This window comes from Methanosarcina vacuolata Z-761 (assembly GCF_000969905.1).
Classification (GTDB): Archaea; Halobacteriota; Methanosarcinia; order Methanosarcinales; family Methanosarcinaceae; genus Methanosarcina; species Methanosarcina vacuolata.
This window is the reverse complement of sequence record NZ_CP009520.1, coordinates 3,842,597-3,864,495: the sequence shown is the minus strand read 5'-3', so window position 1 is coordinate 3,864,495 and position 21,899 is coordinate 3,842,597. Positions and strand designations below refer to the sequence as shown.

Annotated in this window: 12 protein-coding genes and 3 pseudogenes; 7 read left to right on the top strand and 8 right to left on the bottom strand. The window is 35.8% G+C overall.

Annotation, left to right across the window (positions count from 1 at the left end; all coding sequences use genetic code 11):
• Nucleotides 1-112 precede the first annotated feature (112 nt).
• Nucleotides 113-1,546 (bottom strand): annotated as a pseudogene (gene tnpC / locus MSVAZ_RS15890) (IS66 family transposase).
• A 274-nt stretch (nucleotides 1,547-1,820) separates the two neighbouring features.
• Between tnpC and MSVAZ_RS15880 the strand changes: the two are divergent.
• A pseudogene (locus MSVAZ_RS15880) lies at nucleotides 1,821-3,029 on the top strand (IS1634 family transposase); the annotation flags it as partial.
• Here the strand turns inward: MSVAZ_RS15880 and MSVAZ_RS20605 are convergent.
• Nucleotides 3,013-3,645 (bottom strand): hypothetical protein, encoded by a 633-nt coding sequence (locus MSVAZ_RS20605; protein ID WP_157206099.1) that lies wholly within the window; start codon nucleotides 3,643-3,645, stop codon nucleotides 3,013-3,015. The pseudogene MSVAZ_RS15880 and the gene MSVAZ_RS20605 sit on opposite strands and share 17 nt — an antisense overlap.
• A gap of 61 nt (nucleotides 3,646-3,706) precedes the next feature.
• Nucleotides 3,707-4,156: a hypothetical protein gene (locus tag MSVAZ_RS21400; protein ID WP_084626155.1), complete on the bottom strand. Its 450-nt coding sequence runs from the start codon at nucleotides 4,154-4,156 to the stop codon at nucleotides 3,707-3,709.
• Nucleotides 4,157-4,196: 40 nt separating this feature from the next.
• Between MSVAZ_RS21400 and MSVAZ_RS15865 the strand changes: the two are divergent.
• A pseudogene (locus tag MSVAZ_RS15865) lies at nucleotides 4,197-4,613 on the top strand (IS1634 family transposase); the annotation flags it as partial.
• A gap of 960 nt (nucleotides 4,614-5,573) precedes the next feature.
• Here MSVAZ_RS15865 and MSVAZ_RS20595 read toward each other — a convergent pair.
• The gene (locus MSVAZ_RS20595; protein WP_157206113.1) at nucleotides 5,574-5,714 is read right to left on the bottom strand and encodes a hypothetical protein; all 141 of its coding nucleotides are present in this window, start codon (nucleotides 5,712-5,714) and stop codon (nucleotides 5,574-5,576) included.
• 329 nt (nucleotides 5,715-6,043) lie between these two features.
• Nucleotides 6,044-6,304: a hypothetical protein gene (locus MSVAZ_RS15860; RefSeq protein ID WP_048122543.1), complete on the bottom strand. Its 261-nt coding sequence runs from the start codon at nucleotides 6,302-6,304 to the stop codon at nucleotides 6,044-6,046.
• A gap of 1,147 nt (nucleotides 6,305-7,451) precedes the next feature.
• Between MSVAZ_RS15860 and MSVAZ_RS15855 the strand changes: the two genes are divergently transcribed.
• Together MSVAZ_RS15855 and MSVAZ_RS15850 are read left to right on the top strand one after the other, a co-directional pair.
• Nucleotides 7,452-7,856, top strand: a complete 405-nt coding sequence (locus tag MSVAZ_RS15855; protein ID WP_048122542.1) for a hypothetical protein — start codon at nucleotides 7,452-7,454, stop codon at nucleotides 7,854-7,856.
• Between the two features lie 304 nt (nucleotides 7,857-8,160).
• On the top strand, nucleotides 8,161-9,954 hold the full coding sequence (locus MSVAZ_RS15850; protein WP_048122541.1) for a PKD domain-containing protein: 1,794 nt from the start codon (nucleotides 8,161-8,163) through the stop codon (nucleotides 9,952-9,954).
• Between the two features lie 255 nt (nucleotides 9,955-10,209).
• Here MSVAZ_RS15850 and MSVAZ_RS15845 read toward each other — a convergent pair whose 3' ends face one another.
• Both MSVAZ_RS15845 and MSVAZ_RS20590 read right to left on the bottom strand, forming a co-directional pair.
• The gene (locus MSVAZ_RS15845; protein WP_048122539.1) at nucleotides 10,210-12,438 is read right to left on the bottom strand and encodes an amino acid permease; all 2,229 of its coding nucleotides are present in this window, start codon (nucleotides 12,436-12,438) and stop codon (nucleotides 10,210-10,212) included.
• 1,229 nt (nucleotides 12,439-13,667) lie between these two features.
• Nucleotides 13,668-13,817, bottom strand: a complete 150-nt coding sequence (locus MSVAZ_RS20590; protein WP_156151119.1) for a hypothetical protein — start codon at nucleotides 13,815-13,817, stop codon at nucleotides 13,668-13,670.
• Between the two features lie 699 nt (nucleotides 13,818-14,516).
• Between MSVAZ_RS20590 and MSVAZ_RS19000 the strand changes: the two genes are divergently transcribed.
• The 3 genes from MSVAZ_RS19000 (at nucleotide 14,517) to MSVAZ_RS15820 (ending at nucleotide 20,540) form a co-directional block, all read left to right on the top strand.
• Nucleotides 14,517-17,804 (top strand): methyltransferase domain-containing protein, encoded by a 3,288-nt coding sequence (locus tag MSVAZ_RS19000; RefSeq protein ID WP_052728007.1) that lies wholly within the window; start codon nucleotides 14,517-14,519, stop codon nucleotides 17,802-17,804.
• Nucleotides 17,805-18,315: 511 nt separating this feature from the next.
• Nucleotides 18,316-19,371, top strand: a complete 1,056-nt coding sequence (locus tag MSVAZ_RS15825; RefSeq protein WP_048122535.1) for a glycosyltransferase — start codon at nucleotides 18,316-18,318, stop codon at nucleotides 19,369-19,371.
• Nucleotides 19,368-20,540, top strand: coding sequence for a glycosyltransferase family 4 protein (locus MSVAZ_RS15820; protein WP_048122533.1), 1,173 nt, complete (start codon nucleotides 19,368-19,370; stop codon nucleotides 20,538-20,540). The genes MSVAZ_RS15825 and MSVAZ_RS15820 overlap by 4 nt, the downstream gene beginning before the upstream one ends.
• A 940-nt stretch (nucleotides 20,541-21,480) precedes the next feature.
• Here the strand turns inward: MSVAZ_RS15820 and MSVAZ_RS15815 are convergent.
• On the bottom strand, nucleotides 21,481-21,888 hold the full coding sequence (locus tag MSVAZ_RS15815) for a DUF1699 family protein (RefSeq protein ID WP_048122531.1): 408 nt from the start codon (nucleotides 21,886-21,888) through the stop codon (nucleotides 21,481-21,483).
• Between the last annotated feature and the right edge of the window lie 11 nt (nucleotides 21,889-21,899).

Genomic DNA, 21,899 nt, shown 5'->3' with positions numbered 1-21,899 from the left:
AAGAATTTTGTAAAATTCCATTTTCCAAAGTATTTTTTCGAAAATAAACAATTTACTTGATAGCATTTTTGGATAGATTTATTCATTTAAACTATTGTAGAAAAGTAACTATTCAGGGTATATTTAGCGGCGCTCCTTTGAGCGCCGCGAGAATACCCTCTAAAACAGGTAAACCATTCTTTCTTATTGTCGAAATATATGCCCTAATTCTGCAGAAAGCTTCCGCTCCTCGTTCAGTTCTGAAAGTTCCTGATATTTTCTGCTGTAGCTTCATCATCCTGACATCTCTTTCTGCTTGATTATTCTCAAACGGAACTTTCAAGTCTGTCAGGAATCTCAGAATCTTTTCTTTATGTCCTATAAACCTATCAAGCAGATTTCTTGCTTTGGTTTTTGGATTCTTACCACGTTTTCCTTGTTTTTCAGGATTTAGAGAAGGTGGATTTTCTTCAATTCCTTTTGCGATTACAGCATTGAACCTTTTTTCTAATGCCTTAACTTGTTCAAAATCAAGATCTTTAACCTGCTCTTTACACTCATCAGTATACTTTTTCATTTCAGATAACAGCTCATTCATATCTTTAACCCACTGCTGTTTATAATTCTCCTCAATTCCAATAAGTTCTCTTTGGAGATGAGCATTGCAAAGAGCATGATCACAATTATAACCGTTGTAAGGTTTCCATCCATCATGAACTGCTACCCCTTTAAACTCGGGAAGAATTCCCATAGCATCAATAGCTTCTGAGCCTCTTTTTGGATGAGAAAAATAACATGTGTATTTGTCAGTAGAAGCTACATGAAGCCAATGTCTTTTTCCTTGAACTTTCATTCCAGTTTCATCACAATGGATAACAGGAGAAGCTATTACTTTTTCTCGAATTATGTTTTCAAATTCTTCAAGATTCTGGAAACAATCTCTTTCTGCTTTAATAATAGTAGCAGAACAGATTTTTATCCCCATTACATCATTAAACAATTCAGAAATCCTTTCGTAAGGAATAAAATGGTGATTTTTAAAGTAAATTGCAGAGGACAAAATATTAGGGCCATATTGAAATGGATATTTTACGGATTCTGGAAAATCAGCTTTATTTAATCTTCCACAGTAAGGACAGGTCTTTATCTGACTTCGGTGTTCCGTAACAGTAAGATTTACAGGTGGAATATCAAAAATCTGTCTTTTCTCATAAGCTTCAGCTTCAATATCCTCAAGAATATGTCCACACTCTTTGCAGCAACTCAAAGAATGTTCAATTATCTACTCAGGATTATCAACCATTTCAAGAGTTGTTCCTGAATGACCTTCTTGACCTCCAGGCTTCTTGCCACTCTTTTTACGCAGACTCTTGGGATTAGGTTTTCCTTTGGAAAAATAGTCAGTAGAAGGAGGTTTACTGCTGTTTCTACTGTTTTGATTTAAGCGAGATTCTAAGGCTGTCAATCTTTCAGTGAGTTCTTTTATTTGAGACTCAAGACTTATAATGTAAGCAATAACTTCAGGGCTTGAAGCACATAGAGCAAGAATCTCTTCGCGTTTCATCAAGGAGAAAAAGAACTCATTTTATATCCAATTTTTCCTAGGAAACAGGAAAAATTGTGTAGCCTTGACAAGGCTACCTGAATAGTTACGTAGAAAATTATGAAAATCGATTGATATTGTTTTCTGGTTTATAACCTTAATTCCCAAATTTTAAGCGCATACTTTTTGTATCCCTATTTTGCTCATTTAATTCGTGTGCAGATGCATACTAACTTACTCATTTCCAAACAACAATTCAAAAACTATCTATACTATTATGCGCTTATTATATAAGCGCATGAAGTCTATCCTCCGCATCAAGAAAATAAATGGAATTGAGTACTGGTACGAAGATATTCCTTATTACGATAAGGAAAAGAAACAAATTCGCCATAAATCCAAATATGTTGGCAGAAACATAAACGGTAAACCTGTTAGAGTTCGTGACGCATTAAACTCTTCCGATGAAATCGTGCAAGATGAGACTTCTTTCGTTTCCAGCAAACCTATAAATGCTTATAACTATGGTGAGTTCCTTCCATTGCAAAAAATCGTAGAAGAACTCAAAATTGAAGAGTATCTTGGTGATCTGTTCAATGAGAAAGACAGAAACATGATACTTTCAATGGCACTTAATCGTGTAATTCGTCCTACAGCTATGTATAACCTTAAAACCTGGTATGAGAATTCTGTTCTTTCTCTCCAGTGTCCTGAGTTGCCCTTGAAAAGTCAAAACATCAGTAATCTACTTGCAAAAGTAGGTAATAGCGACATTCCATCCATGTTTATGGGTAAAATGTTTAGAAATCTTGGGACAAAACGCACATTAATGTACGATCTTACCAGTTTATCGAGCTACTCACAACTAATTAATCTTCTTGAATACGGATACAATAGAGACAATTGCGATCTCCCTCAAATAAATCTCTCCATGATTGTGGATAAGGAAAAAGGAATTCCGGTGATGTATGACATCTATCCTGGAAGTATTGTAGACGTTACAACTCTTAAAAATACTATAAAAAAGATAGAAGCTCATGGAATGGAAAACTATACACTGGTAATGGATAGAGGATTTTTCAGCAAGGGAAACATCGAGGAATTAGTAAGGGAAAAGATTCCTTTTATTATGCCAGCTACAATGGCACTTAAAAGTGTCAAAGAGCTTATGAGTTCAGTACAAAAAGACATCGAAAGTCCGGAATATCTTCATAAGTTTCACAAAAAACCAATATTTGTAAAGCCAGTGACTCTTGAGCAAAAGGAGTTCAAGATCAATGGATACTGTTTCTATGATCCAAAGAGAGAAATGGACGAAAAAAGTACATTTTACTCCCGTCTTTATGATGTGAAGGAAAAACTGGAAGAAACAGCAATACCAGGATGGAGAAATGCGGCAGAGGTGTTCAAAGAGAGAGCAAGGGAAATGGCAAGTTTCTATTCGTGGAAAAAGATAGATGACCATTTCAAAATCAGGTCGTGTCCTCAAATTATTGAACAGGAACTCTAAATGTTAATAGTTCCTTTAAACTCCATATGTGATCAGTTATTCCTTCTGCCATAGCTGGAGTCCTTTGAAACCATTTTCTATTTCCAGAATCTATTTTTAACCTTAGAGACTTATGAGGTTTTACAAAGTTATACCATGCTTGGAATAAGTCAAATGCTTTCTGATGCATCCTTTTGGTTTTACTGAAATTCATTCCTTTTCTTATAAATCTTGCAAGAGATGTCCTTATCGTAAGGTTTATCCTTTCTACATAAGAAGTTCCAATATAACCATCCGAATCAGCTCCAAGCATTTCGAATATCTCTTCAGGATCTCCAAAGATGATACGTTGAACTGTTTCAACTATATAATTTTTTACCTTTTTTTTCAATACTTTGACATATTTTAAATCGTCAAGTGGAACTATTTTAGGTAGCGGTTTTCTTCCGATGCCTTTGTACTGTGGCAACTCGATTTTACCATAAACGTTTATAAGTGCTTCTTCAAAGGCATCCCAATCATCTGAGGTAAATACAGGGATAGGAGAAGATGGGGAACGCATATTCTCAACTTCTTTAAATAACTCTATAGCATCCTCTGTACTACGTTTTCCTTCATGATGAGAAAGAAGCAATCTTGTGTCACTTTTGATTGCTGTAAGTGAATATACGTCACCATACTCTTCAGAATCTTCTTCAGTAACATTTTTTTGCTTTTTTTATATATGACCAGATCTCATCAACCTCTACTCTCGTAAGATTAAGATTTTTGAGGAAATAAGTTGTAACTTCTTCTGCATGCCTTCCTGCAATCTCAAGCCATCTGCAAATTGTATCTTTACTATGTCCAGTAGCTCTTGCAACTCCACGGATACTTCCTTTTTCAGGAATCATAGCTATTGTCCTTAGAACTTCTTCATCAGAAGTGTTGAGTTCGAAAAATATTGTACCTCTAGTTTCACTAAAACATTTTTTACAAGTTTTACATTTAAGAAGCAAATGGTTATTTTTACCATATCTTTCTTTAAGAACTATATTCCCTTGATTTTTAATTCCATAATCAGTGCAGTCTTTGTTCCAGCAAAAAAATTGTGAAAAATCTATTTCAGAAGTAATTAAGATGCCCCCAAATAATAATAGATTCAAGATTATATAAAACTAAGTCAATGATTTAGGGACACGACCCAAAATCAATATCAAGAAAAATGCAGTATCGCAGAGAATGAACAGAATGGGGAAGTTTTTCCTTTTTTATTATGGAGAACGTGATTGGGTAGAATGTCTCACTTACTACAGAGAAAGAGATATTGTTGAGAAAGGATTCAAAGTAATGAAAAATGATATTCAGTCGCTTCCACTAAACACAAACAAAGATTCAACAACAAAGGGATTCATTTTTGTCTGCTTTATCGGACTAATTATTAGAATGAAGCTACTGAGTATGATGAAGGAAACAAAAATTATTGAGGATTATACAGTAGAGAGTTTACTTTTAGAGCTTGAGAAGATCAGAAAAGTAGAACTGCAAAATGGAGAGGTAATAGTTACAGAACTCACAAGAAAGCAAAAAGAAATTATGGAAAAATTGAATTTATGCGCTTAAAAAAGCGGAAGTCAGGTTGTAAGCTATTTAATTTTTTGAAAAAGCCTTGAAGTATAAACTTCTAAATTATAATTTGTAAATAGCTTATAAGTCCGAACTTATGCGCTCAAGCTCTTTAAACTTAAAATGTTTGAGACTCTAGCATAAGGACTAATAACAAGTACTTCAACAGCGAAAACCGAAAAAGTTTATCTTTCTCTTTTCCTTTTCAAAAATATCCCGCATTTACAGTAGTCCAATCCTTCGCAATATTTGCCTCCTTTCTGGAAATGTGGACATGAAGTACAGTATTTGCATTTAGTGTTTATTACAAAGGATAGTATATTCATTTTTACACCCTCCCCCTATAATAACTACATTGTCTAAATATTTAAAGTGTAAAGTTGCTCTGATTTTTCTCTATCCCAAAAATGTTGCCTCACTTTTCAGGCCTTTAACAATTAAGTATCACTACAGTTATCTCCAAACTGGTTATCTTGCGGGTAGGAAAGCTCCTGCTACCCTTTTCACGGAGAGCATCACAGCTATCTTCAAGCTAGTATATCGATTCTCAAATATATATAATAAGAAAATAAATACAGTTTATAACGCAAATATTATTTTCAAGTCACATGGAATTCTGTAACACGGAAAACATAGCCTGTCGCATAGTTATTCGATCTGGATATTACAACCACGGAAAACACGGAAAGCACGGAAGAAACACGCCTTTACTACTGATTTCCGTGTCTTCCGTGCTTTCAGTGGTTTTCAAAAAATTCATTTCTGACATACTTTGGAATCGATGCACTAGTCGTCTTGCTGATAAATCCCAAAAACTTTAAGAAATTTAAAAAATAAACCGGCAGAGTCTCAAAAATCAAAAATATGTTTTTTATCCAGTTTCTTTTAGAATTCTTTTCATATATTTCCTCACCGCGTTCAAGGCAACCTTGTGGTCAGTCTCTTCTATTTTATTACCTACCCATCTTTCGGAAGGTCTTTTATCCTTTCCAGGCGCTGTTGAACGTTTCCTAGAAATATCCTGTCCGTGCTCCGGCAGTTTTTCCCCACTCGTTTTCGGTAGTTCAGAATTAGTTTTATACGGTGTTTATCCCCCATTTAAATATAGGAAATTATTTTAAAAGGATTTTGTATAAAACCTGACTGTAGCTCACTTGTCTCTCATGTGTCTTTCACTCAAACAGCATAGACATAGAATTACGAAAAAACCAGAATATGTACAACAGATATTGTACAATTAACTAAAATAAAATAAAATAAAATAAAATAAAATAAAAATATTATATTTAATATAAAGATTATAATGTTCTATTTTTTCCCATACTAAAGATTTATAAAATGCAATGAAAATAATACATTTCTTTCAGATTGTGTTTTGACCGGATACAATTTACTTGTTTTTACTGGTTTTTACCTGCAAGTTCATGCTAGCATATGGCCATTGAGGACTTATTGATGCTGTTATTCTCTCTGTTATTCCCTGAATTTATTTCAGTTATTTTAAAATATGGCAATCCTTTGATAGCCAGATGAGCCATAGCATCTTCAATATCCAGAGCAGGTTCCTTTATTTTGTCCGGGCTTGCTATGGCGTTGAGCAGCTCTGCAAGGGCAGGACTGTTCGAGCTCCACGTACCATCGCTCTGGGTTTCGGCTTTAAAAATTTGCCATTCGATTTTAACTGACATAGTGCTCCCCCTATCAAATGTGCATTGCCCATTTGGACTGTGCACTTAAAAAAACAAAAGCTATTAATTATCAAATTTAATTATTTTTATAAGCTTTTGCTTATAATGTTATATTACTCTTATATTGACCTTCTATATATAGCTCGACTTTCTAACTAAAAATCCAAACTATTGAGGTGGAATCGAAAGGCAGAAAGCATTTTCCCTTTTAAAAACTTCCAATTTTGCAGATTCAAAACTCAGTTTTAGTGAGCCTAAAACGTGTTTTAAAATTAAACTTGATCTCGCAAGTGAGACCTAACTTATGAATTTAACCGAAAAACGACAGCATTAGTCAAGCCTACCATAAATAAGCAATGTAGTTTATGATTCTGAAATATTGTCTTGAAAATCTTATAGAGTGAGGGTAGAATTGGTTTTGGGGCAAGTATATCTGTTAAATGGTTAAGACGTATATTTAAACCGTAGTTTTTACTGTACTTAATTTTATGTTTTAAGCACTTAGATCTTATAGGTAAAGTACTATTTTTAAGGTCAACATGTACCTGAATTTCGGAAAAATTACTACCCAGATTTCAATTTAATGTTACAAATTATCCAATTTTATAAGTTATTTGAATTTTAATATATAATTTCATCTAATAATTAGGCGTTGTTATTTTTCATTAATGAAAACTTGCCGTTATTTAAAATTAGAGTGATCTTGAAAATTGATAAATTGACATATAATATAGGAAATATGTTTTAGCAAAGCCGTATCTTAATCATTATCGACTTTCAAGTTTGGCACAAATAGTAAGAAAATTGATTGTAGAACGCACTCATGCAGGCTTAATAAAGGCACATCAGCAAGGATAATCCTATGGTCACAAGTCTAAAATGACTGTTAAATATGGAGTTATAAACTGAAGCTACAATACTTGATTTTGACACTTAATTGCATAAATATAGAGTTCGCCAAAAGTATCATATAGAAGGACGCGATATAGGTGTTTACCACATGTTGCAAAATAGTTGACCTCTTTTTCGAGGGTCATCTTTATAAATTTCTTTCTTAGTATCTGAAGATTCTCAAGAAAGAGCTTAAAATTACAAAACATGGTGAGTATGAAAAATACAATAGTAGGGAACGAAATGAGGTGAATATATGTTAAAAAATCGGCTTATAATAGCAGGTTTAATGGCGTGTTTAATCCTGGCAGCGATTCCATCGGTTTTGAGTGCTGCTGATAATCAGGGAATAGTTCCGATAACCAGCAGTATGAAAACAGCCCCAACCTCAGTCCCAGTCTCAGTATCAGACTCCCCAGTCGATACCGCAGCTGTGACCAGCAACATAGCAACCAAGTACTGGCTTGAACTGAAGGCTTATCCTTCCTCCAACACCAGAGCTTTGTGGCTCTATGCAGGTAATGATTGGAGATATTTACCCAGTCCATCCGTAAATATTGAAACCTCTGTACAACAGGCATTTGCTAACCCTGACATCTTCCAGGTTAAGGTCTGGTACTGTGGAAACAAGATTGTCGGATTAGTAGTAAATACTAAATAATCCCATACATCCACCTTCCGCAGTAAAATCTCGTATTTCATAGATCTCCGTGCTATCTGTTTTTAATTTAACGTGCATTTTTTTAGACTTTTAGCGGGAGATAAAGTAAATATGCGGCGTATTCGAGACCAAAAACAATATCATTCAATTTTCACCAAATTTTATAAAATGTCCAAATTACTTGGATCTGTTCCAAAAATGTTATCATAATAGTATTGATTCTCAAAAAATACTGCAGAATGTGGATTTAACGGTAGTGTGTCAATTTTTCTGTAAAATCATAAATTTCAATAGGGGATAATTTATGAAAAAGATAAATACAAAAATATTAACATTTATCGGAGTACTCTTTCTAATACTATTGATAAGTGATACAGTAAGCGCAGATCCTGGGACTGCCCAAGGTCTCAACAAACAAGTAACAATAACAGGGGCAATTACTCCAACTGTAACAGAAACAGGTAAAATTAGCTTATCTGTAGATGGACTCGGTACATTCTCTGATACCGGGACCATTCAAGTACAAAAACCGCAAGGTGCAACAGTAAAAGAAGCATATTTAATAGCTGCTTCTACTGGTTTTGGTGGTGATACTCTTGTCGATGGAGATGTCAAAATCAACAATCAGGATGTTAGCTGGACAGATAAGACTCCCAGTGCTATTAGTTCGTATAGCTATTGGGCAGACGTAACATCTATCGTAAAACCAATTGTTGACTCGGCTCCGGCAGGGCTAGTTAATCTAGACATAACAGAGACGAAAACATATGACGATGATGGAGAAATTCTAGCAGTGATTTTTGATGACCCTAACCAGAAAACCGACAACACGATAGTATTACTCTTTGGAGCTCAAGCTACTGAAGGTGACACATTCAACATTAAAACGTCTCAACCTATCGATTTAACCGATCCAAAACTGGCTATTGACATGGGTCTTGGAATTTCATATGGTTACCAGGAATATGGAGGGGATCAGTACAGCTTAATTGATGTTAATAATAAGCGTCTGACAACCTCTGCTGGTGGGGAAGATGACGGAGACCATGGAAATGGTGCACTTCTGACGGTAGGGGGTATAGGTGACAGTAATAATAACCCCTCCGATCCTAATGCAACACCTACAGACCCACGCTCAGATGATGAACTGTACAACCTCCTCCCATTTGTCTCTCAAGGTGATACACAAATCTCTGTTTATACACAAAACCCCTCTACGGATGATAATATTTTCTTTGGATATTTTGATTTTAAGTCTACCGGAGCAGTAGTTGGAGAAGGAATTGTTCTCTCACCATTGAGTGCTACTACCTACGTGGGAGCTACGCACAAACTTACCGCAACAGTCCAGGACAACTCTGGAAATCCTGTTATAGGGACGACCGTGACATTTGAGATAACTGACGGCCCAAATAAAGGGAAAAGCAGTACAGCAACAACAGATGCAAACGGTACAGCAACATTTTCATACACTGGAAAGACTGCAGGTACTGATACTATTGTAGCAAGCTTTATAAACAGCCAAGAAAGTAAAATAACTTCTAACGAGGTAACAAATACTTGGATAAGTACCCTTCCTGTAGCAAGCTTTTCTGCGAAACCTACCTCAGGAAAAGCACCAATAAATGTCGCCTTTACTGACACCAGCAAAGGAAAACCTACTAAATGGAAATGGACTTTTGGAGACGGAGCAACTTCAACCAAACAGAATCCAATCCATAAGTATTCCAAAGCAGGTAATTATACGGTGGCTTTAACAGCAGCAAATGCCGCCGGCAGTAGCACGGTAACAAAGAAAAATTACATAATAGTATTCTCAAAACCTGCGGCTTCACTCTCTGCATCTCCCACCTCAGGAAAAGCACCATTAACAGTTGCCTTTACTGACAAGAGTTCAGGAAACCCCACTAAATGGAAATGGAGTTTTGGAGATGGAGCAACTTCAAGAGAAAGGAATCCAAAGCATCAGTATTTACAGGAAGGAAACTATAAGATTACACTTACTGTAAGCAATGCTGCAGGCAGCAGTACTATAACGAAGACAAATTTCATAAAAGTGACAACAAATACAAGACCAGGAATATACTCTCAAGAATGAATAAAAACCTGAATTGAAAAACAAGAGACTTTTTAATATCTTCTGGAACCTTCAAAATTTAACATTGATTCCGATGACAGTTGACTGCCATCTTTCAAAAAACCAGAAAATAATAAAAAGTCTCAAAAGACTCTTATTTCAACTGAAACTTCTATTTTGTTATCAAAACAATTTCGTCGGTTTATTTCACCTTATGCGACGATATGAACGGAATTCATTTAACTCAAAACTGCTTGTTTGATTTATCTGAGTTTATTACGACCTTTTTTCCCTGAGACTTGCATATATTCTATGGGCGTGCTTTTTAACCAGATAATTAAAACTTTCTTTTGAGATCGGTTTTGATTTCTTGACTATCACTATAGGTTTCTTAGAATGTCTGGCAATCCTCTGTGATAGATTCCCAAGTAAAGAAATCTTAAATCTTTCACTTGAGTCGCCAATGATTATCAGGTCGTTGTTGTTTGAGGCCTCCAGTAGAGCATCTTCTATGGAATATTTCTCCAGTATTTTATAATTAACAGGTATGGAAGTTATTTTCTCAACGAGGCTCTCGAGTTCATCAGTAATTTTCTGCCTGTTTTCCTGAACTTCATCCGGGCTAATGATACTGATAACTTCTATTCCAGCGCCTGTGTTTACAGCCAGTTTTTCTGCGAGATAGAGGCCATAGACCGAGTTTTCTTTACCATTATACCCTACTAGGATTTTGTTGATGCTGTCAGGCAGATGCCCCTTTAATAACGCGATTGGTCTTTTTGAGGACAGAAGAACCTGGTTTGTAACCCCATGTGAGTACTCGAATCTCTTTGGCTCGTGCCATCCCATAATAATCATATCTGCGTGCTCAATTTCAGCCTGCTCCAGAATTGAGTTTGATATGCTGTGGTCAAACGCAGCAATGTATTCTCTTTTATGCCCGAGAATTGTAGGATAACTCTCGAATTCTTCTTTGAAATGGCAGTCCATTGCTATTTTTTTCTCATGGTAGGCTTCCTGAGCTAATTTTAAGTTTGTTTGATCCGGAACCTCGATAACATGGAGACAAATTATCTCGCTTCCCATAAAATCTGCCAGTTTCAAAAGAGCACTTTCATGTTTCGGGTTGGAGATCGGCACGAGAACTTTAACCAGAGGAACAGGTTTTATTTCCTTCTTTTCGACAGTATTCTCCAGCAGGTCGAATAAGTTGTACTCTGGAATAGCTTTACCCCTTCCATAGAATGAGTACCAGCCAATTCCAGCAAAAATCATCATTACGGTGAAAAGAAGAGGTAACCCACCAAGCAGGGGAAGCAGTACTATGCTCCCAACTATCCCGAAGATTTGTGTATAGGGGAAAAACGGGTCGCGAAAAGTGGGTTCGTATCCTGGCAGGTTTCTTTTTCTGAGGATTATCACTGCCATATTTAACAGGATAAATATCAAAATATTAAAAGCTCCCCCCAGTCTTGCGAGCTCCTCTATGTCGAACAGGAATAAAAGCAAGACCATTAATATTCCTGTTACAAGTATAGCGTTATGGGGAGTTTCAAATTTTTGATGGATAAGGACAAACCATTCAGGCATAAGTGCATCCCTGCTCATTGCAAAAGGAAACCTGGAAGACGATAATATAGCGCCGTTGGCTGTGGAAAGTGTAGCAAGCAGCGCACCCAGGGCTATTGCTATTCTCCCGGATTCTCCTGCTATCAGACCTGCAATATCGGCCAGGGGAGTAATCGATTTCTCGGCTCCTTGAAGGTTAGGGAACCCTACAACTACAGCCATTATGCCAACGTAGAAGATGGTTACTACAACGGCTGAAGCAATAAATGCCAGGGGCAGGTTCTTTGATGGGTTTTTTACTTCCTCGGATACTGCAGCAGCTTCTGCGAGCCCGAGATAGGATATAAAAATAACTCCTGCTGTCGTGATTATCGAGGTTATACCATGAGATGTTGCAGGTGAAAAGTTAGCTGGATTAACCATAAAAGATACTCGGGCTATGAAGATAGCCAGAATTACCAGCAAAAAGACCACAATAAAGTTCTGCAGTGAACCGCTACTTTTTGCCCCACGGTAGTTAATCACTAACAAGATCATGCCGGTTGCAGCTGCTACGACATATATGGGCAAGGGATAGAAGATCTGAGCGTATTCTGCAAGCCCGATGAGTGCAAATGTGCCTTTGAAGATTAAGGCCAGCCAGGAACCAAGGCCGATTACTGCACCAAGCGCAGCTCCCATCGTCCGGCTGATATAGTAGTAGCTGCCGCCTGCCAGAGGCATTCCGGTTGCCAGTTCTGACATGCTGATGGCTGTGGCTATTGAAATAAGCCCACCAAGCAAAAAAGAGATTATTGCTCCAGAACCTGCATCTGCTAACGCAATTCCCGGAAGTACGAATATGCCGGCTCCAATCATAGTGCCGGTGCCGATTGCAAAAGTTGAGAAAAAGCCAAGGCTACATCCCAACCTTTCAGTCGTTTCAACTGATGCCATTTTTTTACTCCGTATGTCACAGGGATTTCAAAACGGTAAATCCATCTTATTTAAATCTTTGTATTGCCTTTACTTTGACAATACTGAACGTACATTTCACATCATACGTCAGGCATGTAGCAGGTTTTTCAATCCTGTTGCACTGGATCTGCCTTTTGAATGGAATAACTTCAAAGCAAGTGATTTCTTCTGCAGTACGGCTCCAATGTCTTTTTAGTTGAACGGCTCCAATGTCTTTTTAGCTAAAAGGCTTCAATGTATTTTTTAGCTAAACGGCTTCAATGTATTTTTAGCTAAACGGCTTCAATGTGTCTTCTTAATTAAGCTTTCTTTTTGATTATTTTAAAAAATAATGTATCCTGCTCTTGATTAAGGCATTTCAATTCATATTTTAGTGAATTTTGTTTTCGAATAGTACATATATCTATCCGTCGGGAGGTATATTTCTTAGCCTGCGGTTAGCATTTGCTAAAAGTGGTATTAAAAGGAATAAGGGAATAAAGAGAACAGTATAGGAAAATCTGGAAATTAATAGGTAAGTGTTTCAGTTTCTGTTCAGAGAGTTCTATCTGTGAGTATATTAACTAAAAAGACTTTTGAATTGCAGCAACCCCAGGCAGAGAAACGGATAATGAGAGTTTGTTAACATCGGTGCAGTATGATAAAGTGAATATCAAAAAGTTAAAACACATTGATTTATACATAACATTGATCTATATATAGTATTGATTTTATACATAGGATCGATTTATAATAGCGTTTACATAACCAATATTATTGAATTAAGGGGTTAATGCATAGTTATTGGGCGATATAATGCAAAGTAATGATCTTATTAAAGAGCAGATACTACAGTTAAAAATCGAGATCGCGCAATTAGAAGCCGAGATTAACAAATTACAGATTACGATAAACGAAAAAAAATACGCTTTGAATAGATTATCTGAATTATTAGAGATACGAGGAGTAGCTTTAAACGACAATAAATAAATATATAAATAATGTTTACTACTAATAAACAGGATTCTTATGTTTTAACCCTACTTATACGAAATTTTACCTAAACTCTAAAACGAATTTGACATGAAAATGCAGCCATCCGCAAGCATTTTCATTGGTTGTATATATTATTCAAAGAATATCATGTTTGTTTTCTGGATTTTTCAACTCTTTCATTTATTTCATCCAAATGGCATTTGATATATGCAGTTTTTCAAAGATAACTGTGTCTAAAAGGAGATTAAATCTGTACTGTATCTTCCAATTTTTTTATTTACTGCCATATTGGACTTTATCTTTCTTCCCCTGTTATATTTATTAATTTTAGCTGTATCATACATTGCATCATCTGTTACTTTGGAAGGCTTATTAACAGGCATTCCTATAGGTCTCTTTATATTGAAATTTTTAAGAATGCTTTCTTGAACTAAAATGGAAAGTGTGATGTATTAAAAGAATCAAATTATTATTCAACTATTACTTATATGAAATATTCAATCTAAATCAAGTTATTATTCTACTATTATTCACTTATAAAATATCCAAACTAAATCAAATTGTTAGTCTACTATTATTCACTTATAATATATCCAAACTAAATCAAATTGTTAGTCCACTAACTTAGTCCACTAATTTAACCCACTAATTTAGCCCACTAATTGTTAGTCCACTAATTGTTAGTCCACTAATTTAGTCCACTAATTGTTAGTCCACTAATTTAGTCCACTAATTTAGTCCACTAATTTAACCCACTAATTTAACCCACTAATTTAGTCCACTAATTTAGTCCACTAATTGTTAGTCCACTAATTGTTAGTCCACTAATTGTTAGTCCACTAATTTAGTCCACTAATTATTTAGTCTAACTAATTGTTAGTCCACTAATTGTTAGTCCACTAGTGTCAAGAAAACTTAGTTATTGATCATCTAGTAAACTTTGAATCGTTGTAAACTGATGAGAAGGTACCAAGGATTATGCCCAATAATTAACTTGCCATGACACCAGTACTTATTATGAAAAATAATCATATAAACTGTTAATCGCTTGTGTTAATAAATTGCTTTGTGGAGAACGGAGTATGCTGGATGAGTTAATCTCTACTTATAACCGTACTAACTACGATTTCAGGAATTATGCATTTCCTGGGGATAAATTATCAGATCTATTCAATGAGTGGATTGATTATTATCGCATGAAATATGCAATTGCAAAAATGATCCGTCCAACGTCTATACTGGAAATCGGGGTCCGGTACGGTTATAGTGCGATAACTTTTCTTAAGGCTTCAGAAAATGCAACTTATTTGGGGATAGACAACGATTCGGAAACTTTTGGAGAAAACAAAGGGGAAGGTAACTGGGCCAAAAGAATCACACAAAATTACAAGGCAGAATTTTTGCTGGCCAATAGTCAGTCAATGACTACATTACCTGGAGATTTCTATGACCTTATTCATATTGATGATCATCAGGACGGAGACGGTATATTCCATGATTTAAAACTTGCACTGGAAAAAAGTAAATGGATTCTTGTTGACGGTTATTTCAAATCTGATGAACATTTATTGAGTGCAACGTATTTTCTAAATAAATATAAAGACTTTATCGAATTTGCTGTAACAATACCTTCCTATGCAGGTGAACTGCTGATTAAAACCAAAAGCTCGGCTAAGCATATGTTTGTAGACGGCCTGAGCAAGGAAAATTCAAATTTAGAAGATATTATTGACTCTTATAAAAGGTATAAGGGTAGAGAATTTGAAGATTCTCGTTTAATTTCCATATCCTGTCTTGCTAATCCGAATAAAGACATGAATATACTGGAGGTGGGTTGTGGTCGAGGGGAGATCTCCTATACCTTATCAAAATCCGGAGCTCATGTGACCGGAATTGACGATTCTTCTTCAGCGATTAAGACAGCTAAAGCCAAATATTTAGCCAATACCTCGATGAAGAATCTGGAATTTATTCAAGACAATTTTTTAAATCATAAGTTTAATAAAAAATATGATAGAATTATTGCAACAGATCTGATTGAGCGCGTTCCAAAAGATAAACTTGAATTAGTTATTCTAAAAATCGCAGAACTCCTTAAAGAAGACGGTTTATTTATTACGTACATTTATCCCAATAAGTTGTACTACCAATATACTTACGAGGAAAAGCGAAAAATCGCAAAGTCAATCGGACTTTATATTCCTGAAAATCCCAGGACGTTTTATGAAGATCTGAGACATATCAATGAGCAAACTCCTCAAAGCCTGTTCCTTAATTTAAATAAATATTTTTCACATATACTTACATGGGTAAACGATTCTCAAGATTTAGCAGGCTCGCTCACTCACTCTTTTAGTTCGGAAGAGTACAATAATGCCAGAACTATCCTTGCTGTAAGCTCTTTTGAAGATCTAGACAGGGACAGGATTGTTCAATTATTATCTCCCAGAAAACTTGACCGCAATGGAGTAAATATAGAAGCTCTGTCGGAAAAAGATTCAATTAATACTTTTTCAAATAAAAAATTCAAGTTGCATATAACTCTTAAGAATAACGGAAAAGAGCGGCTTGTATCTCTACCTCCTTGTCCTGTGAATATCTCGTATCACTGGCTGAAAACTGACGGTACATATGAAGTTTTTGACGGACTCAGGACTGAAATACTGCCTGCTTTAAATCCTAATGAACAGCGGGATCTTCAAGTAGATATCGTCGCTCCTCAAGAGCATGGGGAATATAAGTTGCAAATTGACCTCGTGCAAGAAGGCTGTTTCTGGCTTCAGGAAATTACTAATAAGCCTTTACTTAACATTAGTGCAAAAGTTGAGCAAAACCCGGATGAATGCAGGTCAGAGGAATCAAAAGTGAATACGTTCGAGATTAAAGACGATGAAATAAATGTTGAAGAGATTATGGAAAAAATTCGTGAGAACATAAGGGAAAGAAAAGAAAAAGACGATCCAAAAAATATCGAAGAAGTAGAACATGTATTTTCAGAGGCCTCCTCAAATGTAAGATGTCCCCAGGAATCCGAAGTAATTAATTCGGATTATGATATTCGTAACGACAACTATTCTATCAGTTCTCATCGTCCATTTTTTGGCACATTTTTGACAAAAGGTCGAAAATTAGTGCACGGAGAAATCAGACGTTATGTCGATCCCGTATTCCAGAAGCAAAGCCAACTTAATTATAACCTTGCCGGAGTTCTCAGTGATGCAAAGGAAACAGCAGACTCCTGCTCTAATAAAGTAGAAAAGTTAAAATTAGAAATTGAACAACTTGAGGACGAAAACAAACTACTAAAATCCAAGGTTGAGCAATTAAGTAGTGAAACTGAAAAGTTAAAATCTGAAGTTGTCGGCAGTATAAAGAAAGAAGTCGAATCTATAGTTTCTACTGTTAATCTGGACCTTGAAAACAAAGCCTGGCTTAACAGAGTACTTGAGTCCAAAATACAGAAAGGACTCGGAAACCAGGAAACAGATACCTCTGGAAAGGCTAACACCCAGACAAATGCCCCTGGAAAGACTAATGCCCAGATTAATTCTTCTGGAAGAACTAATGCCCAGAATAATTCCTTCGGAAAGGCTAACGCTCAGAATAATTCATCCGGAAAGGCTAACACCCAGATTACTGCCTCTGGAAACACTAATACTCCGGTTACTGCCTCTGTAAACACTGACCCTCAGCTTAACTATTATGTGTTTGAAGAAAGGTTCCGCGGTTCGAGAGAAAATATTTTGCAGCATCATAAAAACTTTATAGGCTATTTTGAGAATTGCACCAATGTGCTTGATATTGGGTGTGGACGGGGAGAGTTTCTGGAACTGGCAAAACAGCAAAACATCAATGCTAGAGGAATTGATGTCGATGAGGATATGATAAACTTCTGTAAATCTAAGGGTCTAAATGTCGAACTAAAAGATGCCATAAAAGCTCTTGAAGAAATCAAGGATAAAAGCCTCGATGGAATTTTCATAAGTCAGGTGGTTGAACACCTCAATCCCAGGTATCTTGTTAATATGTTGAACCTTTGCAATAAAAAAATGAAATACGGTTTTTACATAATTCTCGAGACCGTTAACCCTCTCTCCTTGTTCTCTTTCGCGAACTTTTATGTAGACCTCTCCCACGTAAAACCTGTGCATCCGGAAACTCTAAAATTTTTGGTTAGTACCGCAGGTTTCCGTGATATCGAAACGAAATTTTCATCCCCTATACCTCCTGATATGAAATTGAAAAAGCTTCCGAGTCTCGAGGACACGGACCAGAATAAATCAATGATTGAGATCTCTAACCAGAACATAGACATGATAAACGAAGCCTTATATGGGGCCCAGGATTATGCAATAATCGGGAAAAAGTGAACACTGCTAAACTAAAGATTTAGCGGCTTCTCACTCATAGACGACAATTGGCATCTCCATGAACGTGAACGAGAATCAGAATGAGCTTAAGCTCGTCTTGATAGAAGCAGAGAGATCATTATCCCGTAAAAGTTTAAAAAAGAAATACTTGATGGGTTTTGTTCAGAAACAGGATAAATATGATGCATTTGCTGCTACAAGTCTTCTTTGTCAACCTTCAGTAAATGAAAGTTTTTCAATAGTGATCCTCGAATTGTGGTTATATCTTATCCCATTTCTGGTTCATTAGGATGTACTGTAACGGCAGTGTAGCGAAAGTTCAAAAGTATTAAAGTAGATATGGATTGTATTTTGAGAATTATGAGGAATTTGAAGGATGCATTAATTATTACTTACAGAACCCTCATTTAAGAAGAAAAACGTCTATAAATGGGAAGAAATATGTAGATGAGGATTTTAACTGGGACCGGATTGTTGAAAAATATGTACGGTTTCTTGAAGAGGCTTGAATATGGAAATTCATCAAATATTGCCAACCTTTAGTCCTGGTGATGCAATAGGCAATGAGGTTATTGAGATTAACAAAACTCTTAAAAAATGGGGTTATAACTCAAATATATACGCTGAAAATATCCACCCCGAAATGGATGCTAAAAGACATCTTGAATATAACAAAGTCTCTTCAAAAGACAACGTGTTAATATTTCATTTCTCAATAGGCTCCAATGTATCTCATTATGTAAGAACGTTGCCAGACAAGAAAATAATAAGGTTTCATGGGATTGTGCCCGAAAAATATCTTTATGGAATAAATAATTACATCCAGTATTTACTGGCATGGGGAAGAGAAGAGCTCAATTCATACCCAGAGATAACAAACCTGGCACTGGCAAATTCTCGATATACCCAGCTAGAGTTGAATAACCTGGGATTTAAAAATACTGAGATTTTTCCACTTTTACTGGACCTCAATATTTACAATAAGAGTCCGAATAAAAGTATCTTGTCGAGATTTGATGATGATTACGTGAATCTTCTTTTTGTTGGAAGAATTATTCCTCAAAAGAATCAGCATCTTATTCTCAAAATTTTCTCATATTATAAGCTTATAAATCCAAAATCGCGTTTGTTTTTGATAGGGAATTATGAAGGTTGCGAAAGTTATCTTGATCAATTGCAGGAGATCATTCGGAAGCTAAAGTTAAAAGACGTTTATATTCCTGGCAAAGTCTCAATGGATGATCTAATTTCTTACTATAAACTGGCTGATGTGTTCCTGTGCGTGAGCGAATGGGAAACCTTTTGTGTTCCTCTTGTTGAGAGCATGTACTTTGACACGCCTATTCTTGCTTATAATTGTACTGCAATCCCGGATACTCTCGGAAACTCGGGAATTCTGATTAACAAACTTAAAAGTGATGAGATTGCAGAAATGATTAATCTTGTAGTACAGGATGAAGTTTTCAGAAATAAAATCATCCGGAAACAAAGAGAAAGACTAAAATATTTTGAAAGACCGACTATGGAAAATTTACTAAAAGAGTATATTCAAAAGGTGATCGAATGAAAATCGCCTTAGTCGTCCAGCGATATGGCCTGGAAGTTAACGGAGGTGCCGAATTCCACTGCAGGCTCGTTGCTGAACATTTATCAAAATACTTTAAGGTAGAAGTGTTAACTACCTGTGCAGTAGATTACACAACCTGGAAGAATGAATACCCTGCAGGGATCGAAACCTTAAATGGAGTGCGGGTCAGGAGATTTCGTGTTGATTATGAAAGAGATTTACTGGCATTTAATAAATTCTCGGAGAAAATTTTTGGGGATACTCACACCTACGAAGATGAAATTAAATGGATGAAAATGCAGGGCCCGTACTCAACCCATCTTTTAAATTATATAAAAAATGCTAAAGATGATTATACTTGCTTTATCTTTTTTACCTATCTTTACTGTACTACCTTTTTCGGCCTCCCACAGGTGAAAGAAAAAGCTCTGCTTGTTCCTACGGCACATGACGAACCTCCGATCTATTTGTCGATATTTGATTCGCTCTTCAAATCCCCCAGCCGGTTTATTTTTAATACCGAAGAAGAGAAGAATTTTGTCACTTCAAAATTCAGAGTTTCTAATATACCTTCTGATGTTGTGGGTGTAGGTATAGATATTCCGGATAGAACTACTGCAGCTTTGTTTGCCCGAAAATATAACCTGGATAATTTCATTATCTTTGTCGGCAGAGTAGACGAGTCTAAAGGTTGCCATGAACTATTTGAGTATTTTCTTCGATATAATAAGGAAAAGAAATCTTCTGTTAAACTCGTATTGCTGGGAAAACAAACTATGGAGATCCCTCAAAACCCTGATATCCTTTCCTTAGGTTTTGTCTCTGAGCAGGACAAGTTTGAAGGAATCAAAGCGGCAAAACTGTTAGTAATGCCCTCAAAGTACGAAAGTTTGTCCATGGTCCTGCTGGAATCCTGGCTCTGTAAAACTCCTGTACTTGTAAATGGGAAGTGTGACGTGTTAAAAGGTCAATGTATCAGAGGCAATGCCGGCCTGTACTATGAAAACTATGAGGAATTTAAGGCGTGCCTGGACATTCTCCTGGCAAGTGATGATATGAGGAATGCTATGGGTAAAAATGGGATGGAGTTCGTTTTGCAAAATTACTCATGGGAAAATATAGAAAATGAGTATATTTCAATATTGCAGAAAATTGATGATGAAAATTGATCAATTTATATTTAGCATGAAAATGCTGCCATCCGCAAGCATTTTCATTGGTTGTGCATGTTATTCAAAGAATATCATGTTTGTTTTTCAGGGAAAGCTTGATAGCATCCTTTGTCCCTGATCCCACCCCCGTATAACTGGAATCCATCGGTTTCAAGCAAAAAATGAAATTTCAACTCGGATTGTAGAAAAAAAATATCCCAAATATTAGCTGTTTAGTAGGCAACCAACAATTTTAGAAGAATCTGAAATTCGGAAAGATCCAATAATCAGACTCATAAATTTATTCGTATCTTCTCCATTCCCTATGGATAAGATGAGTTTCAATCAAGACCGCATCTTGTAATGTCAATCCATTTTCATATGCTATGGCATAAAGTTCTGTATATTTTAGAGACTTTTCATTATTTTCTGGTTTTTGAATGATGGCTGTCAACTGCCAGTAGAATCACTATCAAATTGAGGATCTCAGAAGATATTAAAAAGTCTCTATAATTGAGAAAATGTTCATGAGAATTTTTCCTTTCGCTTATTCAAAAGAAATTTAGTTTGTCTCGGCACTGGAACTATTTGCATTAATCAAAAACACCAATGAGAACTTGCTAATTCAGCAGAAAATTACGCTTTTTCTATTAAATAAGTTATACCATTAAGGTCTACAAAAGATTCGAAAGCACTGTTAGATAAAATAGAAGAGTATAACAAATAAAAAGAAAATAAAATTTTATAAGTATTAAAAGTTATGGAATAATAAAATTAAATATGTTTGGGAAGTAAAAAAGTAAAAAAGATCATAATTATAAGAGCCTCAAATTATAAAAAAAGCATATTTTGAAGAAATAATGAGCTTATAAAAAGAATACAAATCGTAAAACAATAGTAAACAAAATATAAAAAAGAAAGAAAAATGAGGAGAAGTTAAAGCTACTGCTTCAGCCTCTCAGGCTGTAACATCTTTTCTAAGGATGTAAGCAACCATCTCAGGATTAAGTTTGCTTTCTCTTGAGACCTTTTCCTCGATGGCTTCAGTAGATTTACCTTCAGTTTTCAGCTCTCTGATTTCCTCAATTATTGATGAAGGAATACGATAATACTCGTTTATGTCCTTCCTGTGGCCCCAGACATCGCCTTCGATAAGCTGGATACGCTGCATTTCAAGGAACATTTCTATGGATTTTGAGACTGTACGCCTGTAAGATTTAGGAAGCTGTATAACTTCAATCTTTGGACAGTTCTCAACCAATGAAAATATATCCTTGTTTGAAGGCCTAAAAGCCAGATGTACTATTCTCTCATTTGGATTCAGTGTAAAGATTTCTTCTCTTGAACTCACAACCCTTATTTTCAAAGTTTAACCTC

Bases quoted from the DNA above. Each gene is read 5' to 3' on its own strand.
- MSVAZ_RS15825 (WP_048122535.1), top strand. From the start codon at position 18,316: ATGGAAATTCATCAAATATTGCCAACCTTTAGTCCTGGTGATGCAATA.
- MSVAZ_RS19000 (WP_052728007.1), top strand. From the start codon at position 14,517: ATGCTGGATGAGTTAATCTCTACTTATAACCGTACTAACTACGATTTC.
- MSVAZ_RS15845 (WP_048122539.1), bottom strand. From the start codon at position 12,438: ATGGCATCAGTTGAAACGACTGAAAGGTTGGGATGTAGCCTTGGCTTT.
- MSVAZ_RS15850 (WP_048122541.1), top strand. From the start codon at position 8,161: ATGAAAAAGATAAATACAAAAATATTAACATTTATCGGAGTACTCTTT.
- MSVAZ_RS20595 (WP_157206113.1), bottom strand. From the start codon at position 5,714: ATGGGGGATAAACACCGTATAAAACTAATTCTGAACTACCGAAAACGA.
- MSVAZ_RS15820 (WP_048122533.1), top strand. From the start codon at position 19,368: ATGAAAATCGCCTTAGTCGTCCAGCGATATGGCCTGGAAGTTAACGGA.
- MSVAZ_RS15860 (WP_048122543.1), bottom strand. From the start codon at position 6,304: ATGTCAGTTAAAATCGAATGGCAAATTTTTAAAGCCGAAACCCAGAGC.
- MSVAZ_RS15855 (WP_048122542.1), top strand. From the start codon at position 7,452: ATGTTAAAAAATCGGCTTATAATAGCAGGTTTAATGGCGTGTTTAATC.
- MSVAZ_RS20590 (WP_156151119.1), bottom strand. From the start codon at position 13,817: ATGCCTGTTAATAAGCCTTCCAAAGTAACAGATGATGCAATGTATGAT.